A 20,956-nucleotide genomic window follows, 5' to 3' on the forward strand; every position below is an offset into this window, starting at 1 on the left:
GCGCACCGAGTCCCGTGTCCACAGGCGGTTGTCCACAGGGCTGGTGCGACCCCCCGTACGGCAGGTATCCCTGTGACCATGACCCACGAACAGGCCGTCTACCTGGAGCTCCTCGCCCGCGGCGCCGCCACCGAGGCGTACGACCGGCCCGCGCTGCTCGCCCGAGCGAGCGGCGCGGGCCCGGAGGAGCTGGCCCAGCTGGAGCAGGCCAAGCAGCTCGCGCTGCGGGTCCGGGCCGAGCTGGAGAGCCGGCGGCGGCGCGAGGCCGAGCTGTCCGCGCTCTTCGAGACCGCCAACGACCTCGCGGGCCTGCGCGACCTCGACGACGTGCTGCGCGCCATCGTCCAGCGCGCCCGCTCCCTGCTCGGCACCGAGGTCGCCTACCTCAGCCTCCACGACCCGGTCCGCGGCGACACCTACATGCGGGTCACCGAAGGCTCCGTCTCGGCCCGCTTCCAGCAGGTCAGGCTCGGCATGGGGGAGGGGCTCGGCGGCCTCGTCGCCCAGACCGCCCGACCGTACGTGACGGACGACTACTTCCACGACGCGCGCTTCCAGCACACCGAGTCCATCGACAGCGCCGTGGGCGACGAGGGCCTGGTCGCGATCCTCGGCGTGCCGCTCACCCTCGGCAGCCAGGTCATCGGCGTCCTCTTCGCCGCCGACCGGCGGGCCAGGGTCTTCGAGCGCGAGCAGGTCGCCCTGCTCGGCTCCTTCGCCGCCCACGCCGCCGTCGCCATCGACACCGCCAACCTGCTCGCCGAGACCCGCTCCGCCCTCGCCGAGCTGGAGCGCGCCAACGACATCATCCGCGAGCACAGCGGCGTCATCGAGCGGGCCTCCGAGGTCCACGACCGGCTCACCGAGCTCGTGCTGCGCGGCGGCGGGGTGCACGACGTGGCCGCCGCCGTCTCCGAAGTCCTCGGCGGATCCGTCGAGTTCACCGAGGAGCCGGCCCGCCCCGGCCGGATCACCGAGGGCCACGCCACGCGCGACGGCGACGACTGGATCGCCGCCGTCTCCGCCGGCGGCGAGAGCTTCGGCGCCCTCGTCCTGCGCGGCAGCCCCGACGTCGACCCCGTCGACCTGCGCACCCTGGAGCGTGCCGCCCTCGTCACCTCGCTGCTGCTGCTGGCCCGCCGCTCCGCGGGCGAGGCCGAACAGCGTGTCCGCGGCGAGCTCCTCGACGACCTCCTCGACGCCCCCGACCGCGACCGGCGCCTGCTGCGCGAGCGCGCCGCCCGACTGCGCAGCGACGGCGACGGGCCCCATGTGGTGCTCGCCGCCCGCATCGACCGGGCGGGCGCCGGAGCCGAGCCGGAGGCCGGCGGACGGGAGAGCGCCGACCGCCAGCGGCTGCGCTCCGCCGCCTCGCACCTCGCCGCCACCCGGCACGGCCTCGCCTCCGCCCGCGACGGCGGCACCGTCCTGCTGCTGCCCCTCGGCCCCGGCGAGAGCGCCGCCGAACTGGCCCGGCAGACCGCACGGCACCTCGGCGCAGCCCTCCACGAGCCGGTCACCGTCGGCGCCTCCGCCCCCCTCGACGCCCCGCTCGTCCACCCGGACCGGGTGGCCCCGGCGTACGACGAGGCCCGCCGCTGCCTCGACGCCCTGCGGCTGCTGCACCGCCAGGGCGAGGGCGCGGCCGCCGAGGACCTCGGCTTCCTCGGCCTGCTGCTCGCCGACACCCGCGACATCGAGGGCTTCGTCGACCGGACCATCGGCCAGGTCGTCGCCTACGACCGGCGCCGGGGCACCGACCTGGTGCGCACCATGGACGCCTACTTCGCGTGCGGGATGAGCCCCGCCCGCACCAAGGACGACCTGCACGTCCACGTGAACACGGTGGCCCAGCGCATCGAGCGCATCGGGCGCCTCCTCGGCGCCGACTGGCAGACCCCCGCCCGCGCCCTGGAGATCCAGCTGGCCCTGCGCCTGCACGCCCTGGCGGAGGCCGTCATACGCTGACCGGACCCGGCCCGACCCCCTGCGGCTCCCTGCCACGGCCGCGCCAGGACCGCACCTCCAGGAGGCCCCTCCATGACCGCACGCCCCGACGGGCTCCCGCTCTCCGGCATCACCGTCGTCAGCCTCGAACAGGCCGTGGCCGCGCCCTTCGCCACCCGCCAACTGGCCGACCTGGGCGCCCGGGTGATCAAGGTGGAGCGCCCGGGAGAGGGGGACTTCGCGCGCCGGTACGACACGACCGTGCACGGCGAGTCCAGCTACTTCGTGTGGCTCAACCGGTCGAAGGAGTCCCTCACCCTCGACCTGAAGAGCGAGGCCGGGCGCGAGGTCCTGGAGCGCCTGCTCGAAGGCGCCGACGTGTTCGTGCAGAACCTGGCGCCGGGCGCCGCCGCCCGTATGGGACTCGGCGCCGAGGCGCTCGCCGAGCGCTTCCCCTCGCTGATCCCCTGCACCGTCTCCGGATACGGCACCAGCGGACCGTGGGCCGACCGCAAGGCCTACGACCTGCTGGTCCAGTGCCAGACCGGCCTGGTGTCACTGACCGGGAACGAACACGGCGCCGCCCGCGCGGGGGTGTCCGTCGCCGACATCGCCGCCGGGATGTACGCCTACAGCGGCATCCTCACCGCCCTCTTCACCCGCGCCACCACGGGCGTGGCCCGCGCCGTCGAGGTCTCGCTCTTCGAGGCGCTCGCCGAATGGATGGGCCAGCCCGCCTACTACACCCGATTCGGCGGCACCCAGCCCCCGCGCGTCGGCACCCGGCACGCCACCATCGCCCCCTACGGCGCCTTCACCGCGGCCGACGGCAAGGACGTCCTCTTCTCCGTCCAGAACGAGCGCGAATGGGCCGCCCTGTGCGAGCGGTTCCTGGGCCGGCCCGGTCTGGTCGACGATCCGCGGTTCGTCACCGGCTCGGACCGGGTCGCCCACCGCGACGCGCTGGACGCGCTCGTCGCCGCCCGGTTCGCCGAGCTCGACAGCGTGACGGCGGGCAAACTGCTCGACGAGGCGGGCGTCGCCAACGCCGGGGTCAACGACATCGCCGAGTTCCTGGAACACCCCGTGCTCAGCGCCCGGGACCGCTGGCGCGAGGTCCCGATCCCCGGCGGCGCCCTCGTGCCCGCCCTGCTGCCCCCGGCCGATCTCGCGGGCGTCGACGCGCACATGGGCGCCGTGCCCGCGGTCGGCGAGCACACCGCGCGCATCCTGGCCGAACTGGGCTACGCGGCGCCCGACATCGACCGGATGCGGGCCGACCGTGCGATCTGAGACCTCGTCACCGGGCCTACAGGTCCACCTCGTTCACGCCTGCCAGCGGGACGGGGCCGGCGGCAGCCCCACGGCCGTCGTCCTGGAGACGGGTGAGGCCGCCGCGTCCCTGGACGACGAGGCCCGCCGCGGGGTGCCAGGGGCATGGGGCGCCTCGCACGCCGTGTACGTCCGCGTGCGCGACGAGGACGCCCCCGAACCCACCGTGGACCTGCGCTTCTTCACCGCCGAGGGCGAGCTGCCCGCCTGCGGGCACGGCACCGTCGCCGCGCTCGTCCTCCTCGCCTCGCGGGCCGCGCCGGGGGAGCCGTACCGCGCCACCCTCCGCACCGCCCGGCATGTCTTCTCCGGCCGCGCCCGGGCGGAGGGGGACCGGGGCACCGGCCTGTTCGACCCCGGCCCCGTCGACCTGCGCGCACCGACCGCCGCCGAACTCGCCCTCGTCCTGCCTGCCCTGGGCCTCGCACCCGGCGAGGCGGGCCCGGACGCGCGGGTCGCGGGGGTCGGCCGGCAGCGGATCCTGGTGCCCGTGGACTCCCGCGCCGCCCTCGCCGCGCTCGCGCCGGACCCCGACCGGCTGCGCGCGGCCTGCGACCGGCTCGGACTCCTCGGCGCCTACGTCCACTCGCCGCCGTCCCCCTCGGGCTCCCTCGCGGCCCGCATGTTCGCCCCCTCCATCGGGGTGCCCGAGGACATCGCCAACGCCAACAGCACCGCCTGCCTCGCCGCCCACCTGGCCGGACGCGGACACACCGACCTCGCCGTCGACATGGGCGACGCCCTCGGCAGCCCCGCGCGCATCACGGCCACGTGCGTCGACCGGCCGACCGCCGGGACGGGGGCGCCGGCCCGGGCACCCAGGATCCTGATCGGCGGCACGGCGCTGATCGAAGGAGACACCGGCCCGGGCCGGCCCGTCACACCTCGCGGTACAGCGCGGTGAGCAGCTCGATCACACCGGGCGCGGCGGGGTGCGGATCGTCCCGCCACCAGGCCAGCCGCACCGCGACCGGCTCGGCGTCCCGCACCGGGCGGTAGACCACCCCCGGGCGGCGGTACTGGCTCGCGGTCGCCTCCGCGCTCATCCCGATGCGGCGGCCGGTGGAGATCGCGGTGAGCCAGTCGTCCACGTCGAAGATCTCCTCCGTCGCGGGCCGGGAGTCCGGCGGCCACAGCTCCGGCGTGGTGGTGCCGGTGCGCCGGTCGATCAGCAGCGTGTGACCCGTCAGGTCCGCCAGGCGCACCGAACGGCGCCGGGCCAGCGGATCGTCGGCCGCCATCACGCACAGCCGCCGTTCCAGGCCCACGATCGCGGAGTCGAAGCGCCGGTCCTCCAGCGGCCTGCGCAGCACGGCGAGATCGCACGAGCCCTCCGCGAGCCCGGCGGTCGCGGTGTTCACCCGTACCATCTGCAGCTCGCCGTCCGGGTGCGCCGCCGCCCACCGGCGCTGGAACGCCGGGGTGTGCCGGCCCAGGGCCGACCAGGCGTAGCCGATCCGCAGGACGCGCTGCCCCGACGTCGCCTCCCGGACCAGTTCGTCCGCCTCCGCGAGCACCCGCCGCGCGTGCGCCACCACCCGTATCCCGTGCGCCGTCGGGGTGACCGCGCGCGAGGTCCGCCGCAACAGGCGTACGCCGAGGACCCGTTCGAGGGAGGCGAGGGTGCGGGAGACGGCCGCCTGGGAGACGCCCAGCGCGAGCGCCGCGTCGGTGAACGTGCCCTCGTCGACGATCGCGACGAGACAGCGCAGCTGCCGCAGCTCCACACCCGCGCCGCCCGCACTGTTCCTGTCGTCCATGACTCCAGCGTATAGACCTGACCCGTTCATGCATTTTGCGCAAGGAGGTCGGGCATCGACGATCTGCTCATGCACTCTGCTCCTGCCGCCGGAACCGCCCCGGCGCCGCGCCCCGGGCCGACCCCGCGCGCCTCCTCGGCGGGCGTCGCCGCCATGCTCGGCAGCGGTCTGTCCAACCAGATCGGCGCCGCCAGCGGCTCCCTCGCCTTTCCCGTCCTCGGGCCCGTCGGCGTGGTCGCGGTGCGGCAGTACGTCGCCGCCGCCGTCCTGCTGGCCGTCGGGCGGCCCGCGCTGCGCAGCTTCACCTGGCACCAGTGGCGGCCGGTCGCCCTGCTCGCGCTGGTCTTCGGCACGATGAACCTCTCCCTCTACACCGCCATCGACCGAGTGGGCCTCGGGCTCGCCGTGACCCTGGAGTTCCTCGGGCCGCTCGCCATCGCGCTGGCCGCCACCCGCCGCCGGGTCGACGCGTTCTGCGCGGTCGTGGCGGCGGCCGGGGTGGTCGTCCTCATGCGCCCGCAGACCTCCACCGACTACGTCGGGATGGGCGCGGGCCTGCTCGGGGCGGTGTGCTGGGCCGCGTACATCCTGCTCAACCGCACGGTCGGCAGCCGGATCCCCGGTGCCCAGGGGAGCGCGGCGGCGGCGCTGCTGTCCGCCGTCATGTTCCTGCCGATCGGGCTGTACGTCGTCCTGCGCCACCCGCCGACCGCCGCGTCCCTCGGCTACGCGGTCGCCGCCGGACTGCTCGCCTCGGCCGTCCCGTACCTCGTGGACCTCTTCACGCTCCGGCACGTGCCGCCCGCCGCCTTCGGGCTCTTCATGAGCGTCAACCCCGTCCTCGCGGCCCTGGTCGGCTGGATCGGGCTCGGCCAGGGCCTCGGCTGGATCGAGGCGACCGCCATCGGGGCGGTCGTCGGCGCCAACGTGTTGAGCATCGCCACCTCGGGCCGCGGGCCCGCCGTTTGAACCCGCGGCGGGCCGGGCGGTCGACTAGCTGGGCGCGCCTGGGGCAGGGGTTCCGGGACCCGGCGGGTGAGGATCAGGCGTTCCAGGACCAGGCGTTCCTGGACCCGGCGCGCCAGGCCCGGGCGCGCCCGGGCTGCCGTCGCCGTCCGTCCCTGCGTCACCCACCCCCACTTCCACCCCACCCGCTCCCTCCCCGCCCGCCTCGCGCAGCGCCGTATACACCGACCACACCACCGACACCAACGGCACCGCCACCACCGCGCCGAGGATGCCGGCCGCGATCGAACCCGCGACCACCGAGATCGCCACCACCAGGGGATGCAGCCGTACGGCCCAGCTCATGACCAGCGGGTGCAGCAGGTGGCCCTCGATCTGGCCGATGACCACGATCAGGGCGATCACGATCGCCGCCACCCACGGACCCTTCGTGGCGAGCGCCACGACCGCGGCGACCGCGAGCGCGACCGGCGAGCCGATCAGCGGGACGAACGCGGCCGCGAACTCCAGCAGCGCCAACGGCACCGCGAGCGGCACGCCCAGCAGCCACAGCGCGACGCCGACGAGGATCGCGTTCGTCGCGGCCACCAGCACGATCCCGTGGGTGTAGCCGGTGAACGTGCGCCAGGCGGCGCGCCCGCCGACCCCCACCCGCCCGCGCACGGACCCGGGCAGCTGATCCCGGAACCAGTCCCAGTGCCGGTCCCCGGAGTGGATGAAGAACACCGAGCAGAACACCGCGAGGGCCAGCGTGGTCAGCACCGCCACCACCTGGTGCGCCCCGCTCAGCGCCTGGCTGGCCAGGGTCGACCGGTGACTCGACAGGAAGTCGCCGATCTTGGCCTGGATGTCGGTGAGGGCCCGCGGGTTCAGCCGGAACGGCGGCCGCTGGAGCCAGTCCTCGATCCGGCCGACGCCGTCCCGGAACTCCCGGGCCAGCGTCGAGCTCTCGCCCGCGACCGCCTCGCCGACCAGGGTGAGCACGCCGAGGACGAGCGCGATGCCGCCGAACAGCGTGAGGGCCACCGCGAGCGGGCGGGGCAGCTTCCGCGCGACGAGATCGGCGACCGGGCGCAGCAGCGCGGTGATCACCAGGCCGAGGAACACCGCCACCGCGACCTCGTGGAACCGCCCGAGCACGGAGAACAGGACGTAGACGAGCGCGCCGACGACCAGCACGCGCCACGCGTAGGCGGCGGCCGTGCGGAGGAGCGGGGCGACCGTGGGCGGTGCGGCTGGCTGCATGACCGACGACGTACCACCGTGGCCGTGCCACGCCACGGCCGGGAGCCGACATTCGCCCGACCGGGTCGGGCGAATGTCGGCCCCCGGGGTGTCCCCGGGGCGTGCGGCACTGCGGTGGATCGTGCACCCGACCCGGAGCGCTTCGCGTGGGTATCGCGGGCCCGGCGTCGACAGCGGTCTCCAGAGGGGCAGGACCGGCCACGGATCGCGTCTCCCGGCTCCTCTTTCGAGTGACGGATGATCGTTTCTCCGAGGGGACAGGGGCAGACGGAACGCCAGGATGTCTCCATGATCACTTCTCGTGTCCGGGCTGCCGCCCTGCACCGCACCGTTGTGTCCGCAGCCCTGGCTGCCGTAGCCGCTCTCACCGTCACGTCCACGCCCGCCGCGGCCACGCCCGCGGCGGAGCGGGCGGTCTCCGTGACGAGGACGGTCGAGGAGCCGCACTGTGGCGGCGAGTGGGTCGACTACAAGGACAGCAACCAGGACCGGCGGATGAAGAGCTGGCTCTGCCTCTACGACAGCGGCAACGGCGGCGTCTACCCGACCCTGTGGACCGAATGCGGCTGGTGGAAGATCATCGGCTGGGCGGCACCGCCCAACGGCTGCCGTATCTGGGAGCCCAGCTCCTACGAGATCACCTTCCCCGACGGCACCAAGACCACCGACGCCGTCTTCCCCGGCGCCTCCGGCAGCGACAAGGCCGCCACCAACGGCACCGCGTACCCCTGCCAGGCCGGCCCCTGGAAGCTCTGGTCCTACTACGGCGTCCAGATGAAGGACGTCCTCGGCAACTGGGGCAGCAGCGTCGCCGCCACCCACGAGGTCACCATCAACGTCACCTGCCCCTGAACCCCCACGAGGGCCGGTCGCCGACCAGGACGACCTCCAGGGTGCGCGGGCCGTGCACCCCCTCCACCCGGTCCAGTTCGATGTCGCTGGTCGCCGACGGGCCGGAGATCCAGGTCAGGGGGCGGGTCGGGTCGAGGCGGCCGAGGGCGAGCGGGACGGAGGTGACCACCTGGTCGGGGGTGCGGACCACGCAGATGTGGTGGTCCGGGATCAGGGTGATGCGGCGGCGGCCCTGGTCGGCGGAGCCGTCGAGGACCAGGGTGCCGGTCTCGGCGACGGCCACCGCGCAGCCGGTGACCACGCTGTCGATCCGGTCGAGTGCGCCGGGAGTGCTCTCCGCGCGGTCCGGGACCCGCTCGGCGTCGCTCGCCGCGAGCCAGCCGGGATCGAGGCCCGGCGGCACCAGTACCGTCCGCGCGCCCCGCGCCGCCAGCAGTCCCGCGAGGACCGCGGGGAGCTCCCCGGGCGTGCAGCGGTGCACCAGCGCCCGGTAGTCCGCCAGGTTCTCCGCGAGCAGGTCCACGGTCTCCTCGGGGCTCCGCTCGCCGTGCTGCCGCAGATAGGCGCGCGGGACGGCCTCCTCGTACGGCTCGGGGTCCCTCGGAGGTCCGGCGAGGGCGCGCCGCACCCGGCCGAGGACCCGGTCCCTGCTGCTCATCGCGTCTCCTCACGGTCCTGCGGGGTGGCACCGTCGTTCCGGCCGCCGTCGGTCCGCTCCCACCAGTCGCGGAACGGTTCCGCCGGCATCGGCGGCAGGTCGCGGGTCGCGCTCCAGGCCCGGCCGGGGCCGGGCAGCGTCCGGGGGTGGAGCCGGCGGGTGCGGGCGGCGAGCCGCTGGCCGGTGCGCAGCACGCCCGGCCGGCCGAACGCCCAGCGGGCCGCGCGCATCGCCGCCCGCTCGGCGGCGTGGCCCTTCGCGGGACGCAGCACCACCTTGTTGCCCTCGCGGGTCGCCGGACCGCCCTGGGCGACGCGTTCGCGCAGGTGGACCAGGACCTCCGGGATGTCGATGGCGACCGGACAGACCTCGTAGCAGGCGCCGCACAGCGAGGAGGCGTACGGGAGGGAGGCGTCGATCTCGCTCGCCGTCCCGCGCAGCTGCGGGCTGAGGATGGCGCCGATGGGCCCCGGGTAGACCGAGCCGTAGGCGTGCCCGCCGGCCCGCTCGTACACCGGGCAGACGTTGAGGCAGGCCGAGCAGCGGATGCAGCGCAGCGCCTGCCGGCCGACCTCGTCGGCGAGGGTGTCGGTGCGCCCGTTGTCGAGCAGCACGAGATGGAAGGCGCGCGGCCCGTCGCCGTCGGTCGTGCCGGTCCACAGGGAGGTGTACGGGTTCATCCGCTCGGCGGTCGAGGAACGCGGCAGGGTCTGGAGGAACACCTCCAGGTCCCGCCAGGTCGGGATCGTCTTCTCGATGCCGACGACCGAGATCAGCGTCTCGGGCAGGGTCAGGCACATGCGGCCGTTGCCCTCGGACTCGACGACGACCAGGGTGCCGGTCTCGGCGACCATGAAGTTGGCGCCGGAGATGCCCACCTTGGCCCGCAGGAACTTCTCCCGCAGATGGAGCCGGGCCGCCTCGGCCAGTTCGGCGGGGGAGTCGGAGAGGCCCTCGGGCGCCGGGCGGCCCCATTCCTTCATCTCGGAGCGGAAGACGTCCCGGATCTCGCCGCGGTTGCGGTGGATGGCCGGGACCAGGATGTGCGAGGGCCGGTCGTCGCCCAACTGCACGATCAGCTCGGCGAGATCGGTCTCGTAGGCGCGGATGCCCTCGGCCGCCAGGGCCTCGTTGAGGCCGATCTCCTGGGTGGCCATCGACTTGACCTTGACGACCTCCGACTCGCCGGTGGCCTTCACCAGGTCCGTGACGATCCGGTTGGCCTCCGCCGCGTCCGCCGCCCAGTGCACCGTGCCGCCGGCGGCCGTCACCGACTCCTCCAACCGCAGCAGGTAGTGGTCGAGGTGACGCAGCGTGTGGTCCTTGATCCGCCGGCCGGCCTCCCGCAGCTCCGCCCAGTCCGAGAGCTCCGCGACGGCGGCGGCCCGCTTGGCGCGGATCGTGCGGGTGGCGTGCCGCAGGTTGCCGCGCAGCCGCTCGTCGGCCACGGCCTCGCGCGCCGCCTCGGGGAACGCCGGCATGCCGACGAAGGTGCCGCTCATGCCAGGGGCTCCGCTTCCGTGCTCGCCAGGATCTCCGCGAGGTGGACCGGCCGCAGCCGCGTCCGCAGGCGCACCATCGTCCCCCCGAGGTGCATCAGACACGAGTTGTCGGCCGCGCACAGCACCTCCGCGCCGGTCGACTCGGCGCCGCGCACCTTGTCCGCGCCCATCGCCGCGGAGACGTCCGGGTTCTTCAGGGCGAACGTGCCGCCGAAGCCGCAGCACTCCTCGGCACCCGGCAGCTCCCGCAGGTCGAGCCCCTTCACCGCCCGCAGCAGCCGCAGCGGACGGTCGCCGAGCCCGAGGCCGCGCACCCCGTGACAGGTGGGGTGGTACGTGACCGTGTGCGGGTAGTGGGCGCCGACGTCCGTCACGCCCAGCACGTCGACGAGGAACTCCGTCAGCTCGTACGTCCTCGGCACCACCGGCGCCAGGACCGTGGCCAGCCCGTCGCCGCGGCCCTCCGCGCGGGCCCGCTCGCCCAGCCGCGGATACAGCTCGCGCACCATCGCCCCGCACGAACCGGAGGGCGTCACGATCGCCTCGTAACCTCCGAAGACCTCCGCGAAGCGCCGCGCGAGCGGTTCGGCCTCGTGCCGGTAGCCGGTGTTGTAGTGGGCCTGCCCGCAGCAGGTCTGCCCGCGCGGGAAGTCGACGTCGACGCCGAGGCGGGTCAGCAGGCGCACCACGGCGCGGCCGGTGTCCGGATAGAGGGTGTCGTTGACACACGTCAGGAACAGGGCGACACGCATCGCGGCTCCTTCGGGGAGGTCGGGGGCGGGGTTCCTCGCACCAGCTGGTGATCACCCTAGACAGCCCCGGCGGCCCGTGGCCGGAACCCGCTGGATAGGCTGAGCGCGAGGGCACCGCCGCACCGGGGTCCAGAATCCGGCCGCAGGCCGCCCGACCCCGGAACGCCCATCATGACGACAGCCGCGCCCACGCGCCCCCAGACCGCCCCCACCGCCCCCACCGCTCCGGCGGCCCGTCCGCCCGCCCGCCCCGCGCCCGCGGCGGCCCTGCTCAGCGTGAGCGGCGCCACCACCGTCCTGCTCGGGCTGGTCGGGATAGGCGCCGTGCTGCACGAGCCGGTGCTGATCCCGCCGCTGGCGGCGAGCGCCGCGCTCGTGCACAGCGCCCCCACCCTGCCGCTCGCGCAGCCCCGCAGCGTGCTCGTCGGGCACCTGATGGGGATGTGCGCCGGCTACGCGGCGCTCACGCTCGCCGGCGGAGCCGCCTGGGTCGCCGCGCTCGCCGCGGGCGTCACCATGGCACTGAACGCGCTCGCCCGCACCCCGCACTCCCCGGCCGTGGCCACCGCCGTCGTCATCGTGCTCCAGGCACCCGCGCCGGGCCGCTTCGTCCCGCTGCTCCTCGGCTCCGCGGTCCTCCTGGTCCTGACCGGCTACGCGGCCTCCCGGGTCCGCCGCGCGGGCCCGAGGTACCCCGTCTACTGGTGGTAGGCGACGCCCCCGCGCGGGACGCGACGCAGAACGCCCGCTTCCCCGGGGGAGACCGGGAAGCGGGCGTTCTGGATCAGGCGGGTGCCGGGCGGATCAGCGCTTGGTGCCCTTGATGACGATGTCGCCGATGCCGACGTGCAGGCGACCGCTCGCCTCGAAGCCGAACTCGGCGGCCCACTCCTCGTACTCCTTGGGCGTGTAGACCATGCCCTCGCCCGACGCGATGGTCAGGAAGTACGCGGACAGGGCGGCCGCCACGTCCGGGCCGGTCTCGTCGTCGTGGGCCAGCGGGGTGGCCACGAACAGGCCGGCGCCGGGCTCGACGGCGCGGGCGGCCTTGGCGATGAGCTCCTTGTTGCGCTCCGCGGACCAGATCTCCAGGAAGTGGCCGAAGAGGACCGCGTCGCAGCCCTTGGGGAACTCGTCCTTGAAGACGTCGAGGCCGACGGCGCGGACCCGGTCGCTCAGGCCGAGCGAGGCGATCTTCTGGTTGGCGCGCTCCGCCACGGTGGGCAGGTCGGCGATGGTGATCTGCAGGTGCGGCCAGCGGCGCGCCAGGTGCGTCGCGTTGACGGCCGTGCCGCCGCCGATGTCCAGCAGGTGGGTGTAGCCGGACAGGTCCAGCTCCTGCACGAGCTCCTCGGCCATGACGCGGCTCACGGAGCCCATCATGTTGTGGAACACGGTCTCCTTCGCCGGGTCCAGCGCGAGGCGGCCGTACAGCGTCGGGGAGTCGCCCGGGACCTCCTTCTGGAGGCCGACGTTGCTGTACTCCTTCAGCGACTCGTAGAACCAGAACATCGGCCGGTAGTTGATCTGCTGCTCCCACGGCACGAACGCGGCCGGGATGTCGTCCAGCTTGCCGGCCAGCGGCTCGGAGACCGCCGTGTTGTAGTAGCGGTCGTCCTCCTTGCGGAGCAGGCCGGCGCTGGTGCAGCCGAGCAGCAGGATGCGGGCCGGCTGCTCCTCGATGCCCAGGCGGTCCGCGACGTCCTTCCGGGTGAGGCCGGGCTCGCGCCCCAGCAGCTCGAAGAGGCCGAACTGGCAGGCGGCGCTCAGGTACTGGAACCTGTAGTGGCCGTAGAAGAGCTCACGCAGCGGCTCGATGGAACTCGTCGAGGGGTCGATCGAAGTGTCCGACATTGTATTTCGCTCCCAGATTCAGTGCGTGGTGAATACCCGGTCGGGCGATGTCTTTTCCGGACGGCCGCTCAGCGGAGGGCGTGAATACAGGCTGTCGCACGGGGAGATGAGGAGCATCACGTATTCATGCGATCTACGAAAGGCCCCGGTGGGGCGGGTTAATGGACTCTCGTGATGCCCGGGAACGGCCTCCGAACGACCCGGGAACGGGTGAATTTCGGTAGCACGCGTACCGGGGGATCCCTTTTGAATCGCCGGTGTGGTAGGGCGGTGTGGCAGGGCGGTACGGGAGCCGCCGCCGGGTCTGGGGCCCCATGAGAACGCCCCCATGAGAACGCCCTCACGCGTACGCCTCGACGCGTACGCCTCAAACGAGAACGCGCCCCCTGTCGACGGCGGGAAGCCGTCGGCAGGGGGCGCGCCCGGGACGCCGGAACGGGTCAGGCGTTCTCCTTCTTCGGCACCAGCAGGCTGACGAGAGCGATGCCCACGGCGATGCCCGCGGCGCACAGGAAGACCAGGTCGTAGCCGGAGGCCACGGCGTCCACCTTGGAGGTGCCCTCGGCCGCGTCGGCGGCCTTGGCGCCGGCGGCCGTCGCGAGGACCGCCAGACCGATCGAACCGCCCACCTGGCTCGCCGTGTTGGCGAGGCCGCCGACGATGCCCGCGTACTCCTCGGGCGCGCCCGCGGTCGACGCCGCCATCAGGGTCGGGAAGGTCAGACCGATGCCGACCGAGATGAGCAGCGTCGGGCCGAGCACGCTCGCCGCGTAGCCGCTGCCGGGGCCGGCCGCGGACAGCCACAGGAAGCCCGCCACGAAGCAGGCGCTGCCGGCCAGGATCAGCGGACGCACGCCGACCTTCGGCAGCCAGGCCGAGGCGTAGCGGGCGACCACCATGAAGCCGACGGCGGCGGGCGTCTGGCCGAGACCGGCCTGGAGCGCGGTGAAGCCGAGGACGTTCTGCAGGAAGAGCGCCGTGAAGTACCACATCGCGATGGCGATCCCGCCGAACAGCAGCAGCATCGCGTTGCCGGTGGCGATGCCCCGGTTCCTGAACAGCTTCAGGGGCACCATCGGGTGGGCGACCTTGGTCTCGACCACCAGGAAGGCGAGCAGCAGGACCAGGCCGACCAGGATCGGTCCGACGACCAGCGTGTCGGTCCAGCCGTGGTCCGCGATGTGCATGACGCCGAAGACCACCGCGGCCAGGCCGAGGGTGCCGGTCAGGGCGCCCAGGAGGTCGAGCGACTCGCGGCGGGTGGTGCGCGCGGCGGACAGCTGCGTGAGCGTCACGGCGATCAGCAGCGCGCCGATCGGCACGTTGATGAGGAAGACCCAGCGCCAGGACAGACCGGTCGTGAACGCGCCGCCGACGATCGCGCCGGCCAGACCGCCCACGCCGCCCGAGGAGGCCCAGGCGCCGAACGCCTTGGCCCGCTCACCCGGCTCGGTGAAGACCGTGTTGATGACCGCCAGCGTCGACGGTGCCATCATCGCGGCGCCGACGCCCTGCACCACACGCGCCGTCACCAGGACCTCGGAGGCGGACGCGAGACCGCCGACGAGGCTCGACACCGAGAACACCAGCAGACCGGCGGTCAGCATCCGGCGCGGACCGAACAGGTCGGCCGCGCGTCCGCCGAGCAGCATGATGCCGGCGAACGTCAGCAGATATCCGTTCACCACCCAGGCGAGACCGGTGTCGGTGAAGCCGAGGTCCTCACGGACCGAGGGCAGGGCGACATTCACGATGGACGAATCCAGGATCACCATGAACTGACAGGCGCAGACCAGCGCCAGGATCAGCCAGGCCCGCCCGTTCGCCGTTCCCGCGTCGCCGCGGGAGGTATTGCTTTTCTCAAACTGTTCGGTCGCCACTGACGCCTCCATAAAACGAATCTGCAATGCCCGTCACGAGTTCGCCACCCCTGTCGGCGGCGCTTCGTCACTCGCTGCGCCCCTCACCCGGTCGATGACGGCGGCCGGGTCGGCGGGGGAGCGGTCCCCGCGCCAGGCGATGTGCTGGTCCGGGCGTACCAGCGCGAGGTCGCAGTCCCACAGGTCCCGCACCCGGTCGTCCTTCACGACGACGTGGGTGATCGGCAGTCCGGCCGCCCCGGCCGCGGCCAGCAGCGCGTCGGCCTGGCCGTCGCCCACCATGTCGACCAGCGTGAACTCGCGGCCGAACAGGTCGAAGAGCTGCCCGCCGTCCTCCAGGACCAGGCTCGGCGGGCGGGAGCCCGGCCAGGTGCTGGGGACGTATCGCAGCAGGTCGGAGGGCGGCTCGCTCGTCCCGTCGGCCCAGACGACGGGCGATCCGGCGTACCGGTAGTCCAGGTAGATGCCCTCGTACGTGTTCTCGCCCGGCTGCGCGGAGAGGAACGCGCCCTGCTCCGCGGGCGTCGCGCCCTCCGCGCCGAGCCGCATGAACTGGAAGTGCACGTCGAGGTGGCGGCGCGACATGGTCATGTTGCGCAGGCCGACCGGGCGCCGCTCCGCCTCGTAGCTGTCGAGCAGCCGGGGCCCGCCGAAACCGTTCAGCACCGCGGCCAGCTTCCAGCCCAGGTCGACCGCGTCGCCCGCGCCGGTGTTCATGCCGTGGCTGCCGGAGGGGAACATCTGGTGCGCGGCGTCGCCGGCGAGGAAGACCCGGCCGGAGCGGTAGCCGTCGGCGATCAGGTACTTCGGCGTCCAGCGCGAGGTGACGTGCACCTCTTCGATGTCCAGGTCGACGTTGAGCTGCTCCTGGATCCACGCCGCCGGGTCGGCGGGCGGCGGGTCGAAGTCCTCCTGGCGCAGCGAGTGGAAGGCCCAGGTGCCGGCCTCGTCGAGCGAGATCAGCACGTAGCGGTTGGTGAAGTAGTGCCAGAAGTAGCCGTGCCGGAACAGGCTCTCGCTGTCGGAGCTGCGGAAGGTCACGGAGAACGCGGCCGGCAGGTCGTGCACCTCGCCGCCCTCGCCGTCCGCGATGCCGCCGTTGGTGAGCGGGATCCCGACGGCCCGCCGGATGGTGCTGCCGGCGCCGTCACAGGCCGCGACGTACGCCGAGCGCACGGTGCGCGTGAGGTCGCCGTCCAGGTCGCGGAAGGTGCTGGTGACACCGTCGGCGTCCTGCCGGAGCGACTCGAAGCGCCACAGGTGGCGCACGTCGATGAGCGGGTGACGGCGGCAGTGGTCCAGGAGGACCGGCTCCAGGTCGGCCTGCGAGACGCGCTGGTACGGCTGGCTGGGCTGCCCGCCGTCCTCGTTCTCCCTGATCAGCCGCCACTTCTCCTCGACGGAGGGCTGCTGCCAGACGGCGAGCCGCTCGGCGTCGAGTCCCGTCGACCAGAGCACGTCGAAGGGGTACTCGGCGGGCACGCCCGCCCTGCGGATGTCGTCCGCCACCCCGAGCCTGGCGTGGTGCTCCATGGTCCTGGGGTTGGTGAACTCCATCTTGGGATGCACGGTGGGGCCGGCGTTCTGCTCGGCGAGCACACAGGCCACACCATGGTGGGCCAGTTCCAGTGCCGTCATCATCCCGACCGGTCCTGCACCGACCACGACTACGGGGACGTTGTCCATAGCTCCTAACCCTCCGCTGCCCGAGGTGACGTACGCAGCATCCCCCTCCGGGGGCGCGTGGACATCACGTGTTCGTGGGATCTTGATCGACGACGGGAACCGGCCGGTCAGCCATGCGGAATCGCGTCAACCGGTCGGTCCGTCAAGAGGCCGGAACGGCCCGTTCAGCCCTTCGCGCCGAGCAGCGTCGCCGCCCAGTCGCGGCTGTACTCCTCCAGCACCGGGAATCCGCCCTCCGGCGGGGGGACGTCCTTCGACCAGTGGTAGCGGGGGCCCGGGTTGTGCACGGGCTGCCCGTCGGCGCCGAACAGGGTGGGGCTGCCCTGCACCGAGGTGCGCACGGCCTCCTTCCAGTCCCGGTGGATCTCGGCCCGGCCCCGGCCCTCGGCCATGGCGCGTTCCAGGGCGTCGGTGTCCACGAGCGGGCAGGTGTCGGCGGCCTCCAGGATCACCGCCGGGATGCTGACGCAGCGGCTCTCGACGAGGAAGGCGCGGCGCAGCGCCGTGTCGAGCTGGTCGCTGCCGGCCAGGCCGCCCACGGCCGGGTCCTTGGCGGCCTGCACGGCCTCCATGGCGGGGAGCATCGTGACCGGGTACGTGGCGTCGGGGGCGTGCCACAGCCGCCAGCCCAGCTCCGGCAGCCGGCCGGCGATGGCGACGATCTCGCTGTCGATGATGTGCTTCGGCGTGGGCATCTTGTTGAAGAGTTCGAGCGGGAACGCCCGGTGGTCGACCAGGAGCTCCACGTCGAGGCGGAGCGCCTCGGCGTGCAGGGTGTCCAGGGCGAGGGTCGCCCAGGGACAGCTCAGGTCCGACCAGAAGGTCAGGGTGACGGGTGCGTCGGGCACGGGATCGGGCCTCCGGTGTCGGTACGGGTGGGGCAGGGCGGGTGCGTCCGCGTGGCGTAGGCGGTGCGCGGGGCGTGCGGGGCGTTCATGGCGTGCGTGGCGCGGGTGGTGCGCGGGGCGGGCGTGCGGCATGGCGTGAACACGGCATCCCGTGGGCCGGGGCCGTGCGCGGGCAGCACCGCGGGCCGGTCCCCTTCGGGGGACCGGCCCTCAGCGCTCCGCGGCCGGAACCGTACGGCCGCGGCCCGGCGGCCGGGTCACATGTCCGAGGGAGCCCGGACCGCCGGCGTCAGCTGCTCGGTGTGGTTCCTGCGGCGGATCTCCTCCACGGCGCGGCGCAGGTCCTCCTCGTCCTTCGGGGGCGAGGCGAGCAGGTCGGCGATCTCCTGCTGGTAGTTCTCGTGCCCGGCGGGCGTGCCCACCAGCAGGAAGCGCATCTTCACGTCGCCCGGGTTGCGGAAGCCGTGCGGGGTGCCCTTCGGCACGTACAGCACGGTGCCCGGGGTCGCGCGGGTCACCTTCTGCCCGGTCTTGGACTCCCACTGGGTCCACGAGCCGGGCTCGGAGGTGATCACCTTGGGCTGGAAGGCGAAGAACTCCACCTCGCCCTCCAGGACGTAGAAGATCTCCTCGTGGGTGGAGTGGCTGTGCGCGCCGACGTCGAAGCCCGGCGCGAACTCGCACTCCACGGCCAGCAGGTTCGGGGTGGTCTCCTGTCCGACCTTGAGGTTCACCTGGTGGCCGATCGGCCGGCCCTCACCGGGCCCCAGCGTGAATCCGTCGGTGACGGAGTTGTCGGAGATGAAGGTCATGACTGCTTTCCTCTCGTATCGTTCCGGGCGCGGCCGGCCGTGACCGAAACGTCACCTTCAGCTTCCAGGCGCCGCCCGCTAGGCCACATCACGTGTTCCTGGGATCCCGATCGCCTCGACCACCTGGGAGGTGGTCAGCACCGCCGCGCAGCGGTCCGCCGCCTGGTCCAGCGCCTGCCGGTGCTCCGCCGGGCCGAAGTCCGCGAGCGCGTCCGCGACCAGGAAGGGCTGGATGTCGTGGGCGAACGCGTCGTACGCGGTGGCCAGGCAGCCGATGTGGGCGTAGACCCCGACCACGATCAGCTGGTCCCGCCCCCGGTCCCGCATCAGCTCGGCGAGCGGGGTGCGGTGGAACGCGCTGTAGCGCCACTTCGTCAGCACCGTGTCGTCGCCGGTCGGCGCGATCTCCGGCAGCAGCTCCCGGTCCTCCGGGGCACTGCTCATGCCCGGCCCCCAGAAGTCGGCGAGCAGTCCCCGCTGACGCGGGTCCATGTCCCCCGGCTGGGCCGTGTACGCGACCGGGACGCCGAGCGCGCGCGCCGTGTCCACGAGCAGGCGCACATGGGCGAGGAGCGGGCCCGCGGGCTCGGCCGCGCGGTCGAACGGGGCCAGGAAGTAGCGCTGCATGTCGTGGACGAGCAGCGCCGCCCGGTCGGCCGACGGCAGCCAGGACACCCGGTTCCGCGGCAGCTCGCTCTCGGTCGGGAGCGGATAGGGCGGAATCGGCGGGATCGCCATCTCGATTCTCCTTCGTGGGCGGACGGCGGCGGGCGTCGGCGGTCAGCCGAGCGCCGCGCCGCCGTCGACGTACAGGTCCTGGAGGGTGATGTGGGAGGCCTGGTCGGAGAGCAGGAACAGGACGGCCTGCGCGACCTGCTCGGCGGTGCCGACGCGCCCGAGCGGTATCCCGACCCGGAACGCCTCCAGGGAGCCGTTGACCGTGGCGTCGTTCGCCCCGTCGCCGGCCGCGTCCCACATGTCCCGGAGCATCGGGGTGTCGGTGGAGCCGGGGGAGACCACGTTGCAGCGCACGCCCCGGCCGGCGAGTTCGAGCCCGAGGCACTTGGTGAGCATCGAGGACGCCGCCTTGGAGGCCGCGTACGCGCCCATTCCGACGCGCGGCACGCCGCCCGCGTTGGAGGCGACGGTCACCACCGCGCCCCTGCCGCGGCCGGCCATCCGGCCGGCGACGGAGCGGGAGACCGCGAACACCCCGCGCACGTTGACGCCGAAGACCTCGTCCCACGCCTCGTCGGCGAGATCGAGGACGGCACCGGTACGGAGCACCCCGGCCACGTTCACCAGGAGATCCACCGGGCCGAGCTCACGCTCCACCCGCTCCGCCGCCGCCTCGACCGCGGCGCTGTCGCGGACGTCCACGCACATGGGCGTGTTCTTGACGCCGGCGGCGTCGAGTTCCGCGGCCACGTCGGTGACCGGTTCCGGCGCCGCGTCCCACAGCGCCACCTGGGCGCCGTGTACGCCGAGCAGCCGGGCGACGGCCGCGCCTATGCCCTGGCCCGCACCCGTCACCACGGCGACGCGGCCGCTGATCCCCTCCGTACCGGTGGACAACACCGTGCTCATTGGCTCCCCCTGCCTCGTTGATGGTGTTTCGCTTACTCCTGAACGGTGGCCTCGGCCGCCTCGGCGACGGCGTCGTACCCGAACAGCCAGGCCCGTTGGCGCAGCCCGAAGTCCGTGTCCAGGGCGGCGTCCCGTTCGCGCTGCCGGTCGCCGTCCTCGACGTGGTGATTGCGTTCGTTCTCCCGGATGAAGCGGTGGACCTGCTCGGCGCGCGGCCTGCGCAGCCCCTCGTAACGGCGCAGCGCGTCGGGCACGGTCTTGGCGGTGGCGTCCTTGAGGCAGACCGCCAGGGCCAGCGCGTCCTCCAGGCCCAGTGCGGCACCCTGCGCCCCGAAGGGCAGCATCGGATGCGCGGCGTCGCCGATCAGGGTCACCCGGTCGCTGCTCCACTTCTCCACCGGGTCGCGGTCGTACAGCGCCCAGCGGGTCACGCTCGACGCGGCGGACAGCAGCGACAGCAGCTCCGGCGCCCAGCCCGCGTAGGCGTCGAGCAGTTCCCGCGGGGAGCCCTCGGCCGACCAGGACTCGCGCCGCCAGTCGCCCGCCGGGGCGGTCGCGGCGATGCTGACCGCACGCCCGCCCGAGATCGGGTAGGCCACGCAGTGCTGGCCGGGCCCCATCCAGATGGAGACGTGCGGACGTTCCGCCGCCGGCCAGGCCGACGCCGGGACGACGGCCCGGTAGATGGACTGCCCGGAGAACCGCGGCTCGTCGCCGACGGTCCGCCCGCGGACGGTCGAGCGGATGCCGTCGGCACCGATGACGACATCCGCCCGGAACTCGAAGCCGTCGGCGAACCGCAGCACCACCTCGTCGTCGAGCTCGTCGATCTCCACGCACTCCATGCCCAGGTGCAGGGCGGACTCCGGGAGCTGCTCCACCAGGGCGCTGTGCAGCCCGGCCCGGTGCAGGGCCAGGTAGGGCGCCCCGTACATGTCGGTACACGCCTCGCCGAGGACGGTACGGGCCAGCGTGCCGCCGTCGGCCCAGTTGCGTACGTCGATCGACTCCGGCCGTACGCCGGTACGGTCCAGGCTGCGGCCGATCCCGAGGGCCAGCAGCAGCCGCGAACCGTTGGGCGAGATCTGGATCCCGGCGCCGATCTCACGCAGGTGCCGGGTGCGCTCGAACACGTCGCAGGTGAGACCACGCTTGGACAGGGCCACCGCGAGCGCGACTCCGGCGATACCGGCGCCGACAATGGCGATTCTTGGGGGTACCTCCGCCATGCGCTGCTCTCCTTTCATGCCTCCCGTGCCGCCCGTGACAGCCGGG

General features: G+C 73.5%; 19 protein-coding genes. 6 read left to right on the plus strand and 13 right to left on the minus strand.

The features are described from left to right. Positions 1 to 78 precede the first annotated feature (78 nt). The 3 genes from AB0Q96_RS30575 to AB0Q96_RS30585 all read left to right on the plus strand — a co-directional run bounded on the left by AB0Q96_RS30575 (position 79) and on the right by AB0Q96_RS30585 (position 4,183). Positions 79 to 1,968 carry a GAF domain-containing protein gene (locus tag AB0Q96_RS30575; RefSeq protein ID WP_365331061.1) on the plus strand — a complete coding sequence of 630 codons (1,890 nt, stop codon included), beginning with the start codon at positions 79 to 81 and terminating at the stop codon, positions 1,966 to 1,968. 72 nt (positions 1,969 to 2,040) lie between these two features. Next, entirely contained in the window at positions 2,041 to 3,240 is a 1,200-nt protein-coding gene (locus tag AB0Q96_RS30580; RefSeq protein ID WP_365331063.1) for a CaiB/BaiF CoA-transferase family protein, read from the plus strand. Then, the gene (locus tag AB0Q96_RS30585; protein ID WP_365331065.1) at positions 3,230 to 4,183 is read left to right on the plus strand and encodes a PhzF family phenazine biosynthesis protein; all 954 of its coding nucleotides are present in this window, start codon (positions 3,230 to 3,232) and stop codon (positions 4,181 to 4,183) included. The genes AB0Q96_RS30580 and AB0Q96_RS30585 overlap by 11 nt, the downstream gene beginning before the upstream one ends. On the opposite strand, the gene AB0Q96_RS30590 is transcribed toward AB0Q96_RS30585, so the two are convergent. Further along, positions 4,158 to 5,039 (minus strand): LysR family transcriptional regulator, encoded by an 882-nt coding sequence (locus tag AB0Q96_RS30590; protein ID WP_365331066.1) that lies wholly within the window; start codon positions 5,037 to 5,039, stop codon positions 4,158 to 4,160. The genes AB0Q96_RS30585 and AB0Q96_RS30590 overlap by 26 nt on opposite strands. Before the next feature lie 69 nt (positions 5,040 to 5,108). Here AB0Q96_RS30590 and AB0Q96_RS30595 point away from each other — a divergent pair, with 69 nt between their 5' ends. After that, positions 5,109 to 6,008, plus strand: coding sequence for an EamA family transporter (locus tag AB0Q96_RS30595; RefSeq protein WP_365331068.1), 900 nt, complete (start codon positions 5,109 to 5,111; stop codon positions 6,006 to 6,008). Between the two features lie 24 nt (positions 6,009 to 6,032). Here AB0Q96_RS30595 and AB0Q96_RS30600 read toward each other — a convergent pair whose 3' ends face one another. After that, on the minus strand, positions 6,033 to 7,250 hold the full coding sequence (locus AB0Q96_RS30600; RefSeq protein ID WP_365331070.1) for an AI-2E family transporter: 1,218 nt from the start codon (positions 7,248 to 7,250) through the stop codon (positions 6,033 to 6,035). A 288-nt stretch (positions 7,251 to 7,538) separates the two neighbouring features. Here AB0Q96_RS30600 and AB0Q96_RS30605 point away from each other — a divergent pair, with 288 nt between their 5' ends. Continuing rightward, positions 7,539 to 8,102: a hypothetical protein gene (locus AB0Q96_RS30605; RefSeq protein WP_365331072.1), complete on the plus strand. Its 564-nt coding sequence runs from the start codon at positions 7,539 to 7,541 to the stop codon at positions 8,100 to 8,102. On the opposite strand, the gene AB0Q96_RS30610 is transcribed toward AB0Q96_RS30605, so the two are convergent. From AB0Q96_RS30610 to AB0Q96_RS30620, 3 genes are read right to left on the minus strand one after another with little or no spacing between them, the layout of a single operon-like run. Continuing rightward, positions 8,089 to 8,760 (minus strand): lactate utilization protein C, encoded by a 672-nt coding sequence (locus AB0Q96_RS30610; RefSeq protein WP_365331074.1) that lies wholly within the window; start codon positions 8,758 to 8,760, stop codon positions 8,089 to 8,091. The genes AB0Q96_RS30605 and AB0Q96_RS30610 overlap by 14 nt on opposite strands. Further along, on the minus strand, positions 8,757 to 10,262 hold the full coding sequence (locus AB0Q96_RS30615; protein ID WP_365331076.1) for a lactate utilization protein B: 1,506 nt from the start codon (positions 10,260 to 10,262) through the stop codon (positions 8,757 to 8,759). Before AB0Q96_RS30615 ends, AB0Q96_RS30610 begins: the two co-directional genes overlap by 4 nt. Further along, the gene (locus AB0Q96_RS30620) at positions 10,259 to 11,014 is read right to left on the minus strand and encodes a (Fe-S)-binding protein (protein ID WP_365331078.1); all 756 of its coding nucleotides are present in this window, start codon (positions 11,012 to 11,014) and stop codon (positions 10,259 to 10,261) included. The genes AB0Q96_RS30615 and AB0Q96_RS30620 overlap by 4 nt, the downstream gene beginning before the upstream one ends. A 171-nt stretch (positions 11,015 to 11,185) precedes the next feature. Here AB0Q96_RS30620 and AB0Q96_RS30625 point away from each other — a divergent pair, with 171 nt between their 5' ends. After that, complete coding sequence (locus AB0Q96_RS30625) at positions 11,186 to 11,725, plus strand: HPP family protein (RefSeq protein WP_365331080.1); 540 nt, start codon at positions 11,186 to 11,188, stop codon at positions 11,723 to 11,725. Positions 11,726 to 11,818: 93 nt separating this feature from the next. On the opposite strand, the gene AB0Q96_RS30630 is transcribed toward AB0Q96_RS30625, so the two are convergent. From AB0Q96_RS30630 to AB0Q96_RS30665, 8 genes are all read right to left on the minus strand, one after another. Further along, entirely contained in the window at positions 11,819 to 12,868 is a 1,050-nt protein-coding gene (locus AB0Q96_RS30630; protein ID WP_329418471.1) for a methyltransferase, read from the minus strand. Between the two features lie 440 nt (positions 12,869 to 13,308). Continuing rightward, a complete protein-coding gene (locus AB0Q96_RS30635) occupies positions 13,309 to 14,748 on the minus strand; it encodes an MFS transporter (protein ID WP_365331082.1) in 1,440 nt (479 codons plus the stop codon). A 33-nt stretch (positions 14,749 to 14,781) separates the two neighbouring features. Continuing rightward, complete coding sequence (locus tag AB0Q96_RS30640) at positions 14,782 to 16,434, minus strand: FAD-dependent monooxygenase (protein WP_365331084.1); 1,653 nt, start codon at positions 16,432 to 16,434, stop codon at positions 14,782 to 14,784. A gap of 164 nt (positions 16,435 to 16,598) precedes the next feature. After that, entirely contained in the window at positions 16,599 to 17,282 is a 684-nt protein-coding gene (locus AB0Q96_RS30645; protein WP_365331086.1) for a DsbA family protein, read from the minus strand. Positions 17,283 to 17,539: 257 nt separating this feature from the next. Further along, complete coding sequence (locus AB0Q96_RS30650) at positions 17,540 to 18,094, minus strand: cupin domain-containing protein (RefSeq protein ID WP_365331088.1); 555 nt, start codon at positions 18,092 to 18,094, stop codon at positions 17,540 to 17,542. 78 nt (positions 18,095 to 18,172) lie between these two features. Continuing rightward, a complete protein-coding gene (locus tag AB0Q96_RS30655) occupies positions 18,173 to 18,832 on the minus strand; it encodes an isochorismatase family protein (protein ID WP_365331090.1) in 660 nt (219 codons plus the stop codon). Positions 18,833 to 18,874: 42 nt separating this feature from the next. Beyond that, on the minus strand, positions 18,875 to 19,681 hold the full coding sequence (locus tag AB0Q96_RS30660; RefSeq protein ID WP_365331091.1) for a 2,3-dihydro-2,3-dihydroxybenzoate dehydrogenase: 807 nt from the start codon (positions 19,679 to 19,681) through the stop codon (positions 18,875 to 18,877). A gap of 32 nt (positions 19,682 to 19,713) precedes the next feature. Further along, the gene (locus tag AB0Q96_RS30665; RefSeq protein ID WP_365331093.1) at positions 19,714 to 20,910 is read right to left on the minus strand and encodes an FAD-dependent monooxygenase; all 1,197 of its coding nucleotides are present in this window, start codon (positions 20,908 to 20,910) and stop codon (positions 19,714 to 19,716) included. Positions 20,911 to 20,956: the final 46 nt, after the last annotated feature.

The sequence above is a fragment of the Streptomyces sp. NPDC093111 genome, from assembly GCF_040683955.1.
Classification (GTDB): domain Bacteria; phylum Actinomycetota; class Actinomycetes; order Streptomycetales; family Streptomycetaceae; genus Streptomyces.

What these genes read in the sequence shown, in the direction of transcription:
- AB0Q96_RS30580 (WP_365331063.1), top strand. Translation starts at nt 2,041, where the DNA reads ATGACCGCACGCCCCGACGGGCTCCCGCTCTCCGGCATCACCGTCGTC.
- AB0Q96_RS30630 (WP_329418471.1), bottom strand. Translation starts at nt 12,868, where the DNA reads ATGTCGGACACTTCGATCGACCCCTCGACGAGTTCCATCGAGCCGCTG.
- AB0Q96_RS30640 (WP_365331084.1), bottom strand. Translation starts at nt 16,434, where the DNA reads ATGGACAACGTCCCCGTAGTCGTGGTCGGTGCAGGACCGGTCGGGATG.
- AB0Q96_RS30595 (WP_365331068.1), top strand. Translation starts at nt 5,109, where the DNA reads ATGCACTCTGCTCCTGCCGCCGGAACCGCCCCGGCGCCGCGCCCCGGG.
- AB0Q96_RS30575 (WP_365331061.1), top strand. Translation starts at nt 79, where the DNA reads ATGACCCACGAACAGGCCGTCTACCTGGAGCTCCTCGCCCGCGGCGCC.
- AB0Q96_RS30625 (WP_365331080.1), top strand. Translation starts at nt 11,186, where the DNA reads ATGACGACAGCCGCGCCCACGCGCCCCCAGACCGCCCCCACCGCCCCC.
- AB0Q96_RS30620 (WP_365331078.1), bottom strand. Translation starts at nt 11,014, where the DNA reads ATGCGTGTCGCCCTGTTCCTGACGTGTGTCAACGACACCCTCTATCCG.
- AB0Q96_RS30610 (WP_365331074.1), bottom strand. Translation starts at nt 8,760, where the DNA reads ATGAGCAGCAGGGACCGGGTCCTCGGCCGGGTGCGGCGCGCCCTCGCC.
- AB0Q96_RS30655 (WP_365331090.1), bottom strand. Translation starts at nt 18,832, where the DNA reads ATGGCGATCCCGCCGATTCCGCCCTATCCGCTCCCGACCGAGAGCGAG.
- AB0Q96_RS30605 (WP_365331072.1), top strand. Translation starts at nt 7,539, where the DNA reads ATGATCACTTCTCGTGTCCGGGCTGCCGCCCTGCACCGCACCGTTGTG.
- AB0Q96_RS30660 (WP_365331091.1), bottom strand. Translation starts at nt 19,681, where the DNA reads ATGAGCACGGTGTTGTCCACCGGTACGGAGGGGATCAGCGGCCGCGTC.
- AB0Q96_RS30600 (WP_365331070.1), bottom strand. Translation starts at nt 7,250, where the DNA reads ATGCAGCCAGCCGCACCGCCCACGGTCGCCCCGCTCCTCCGCACGGCC.
- AB0Q96_RS30665 (WP_365331093.1), bottom strand. Translation starts at nt 20,910, where the DNA reads ATGGCGGAGGTACCCCCAAGAATCGCCATTGTCGGCGCCGGTATCGCC.
- AB0Q96_RS30615 (WP_365331076.1), bottom strand. Translation starts at nt 10,262, where the DNA reads ATGAGCGGCACCTTCGTCGGCATGCCGGCGTTCCCCGAGGCGGCGCGC.
- AB0Q96_RS30650 (WP_365331088.1), bottom strand. Translation starts at nt 18,094, where the DNA reads ATGACCTTCATCTCCGACAACTCCGTCACCGACGGATTCACGCTGGGG.
- AB0Q96_RS30590 (WP_365331066.1), bottom strand. Translation starts at nt 5,039, where the DNA reads ATGGACGACAGGAACAGTGCGGGCGGCGCGGGTGTGGAGCTGCGGCAG.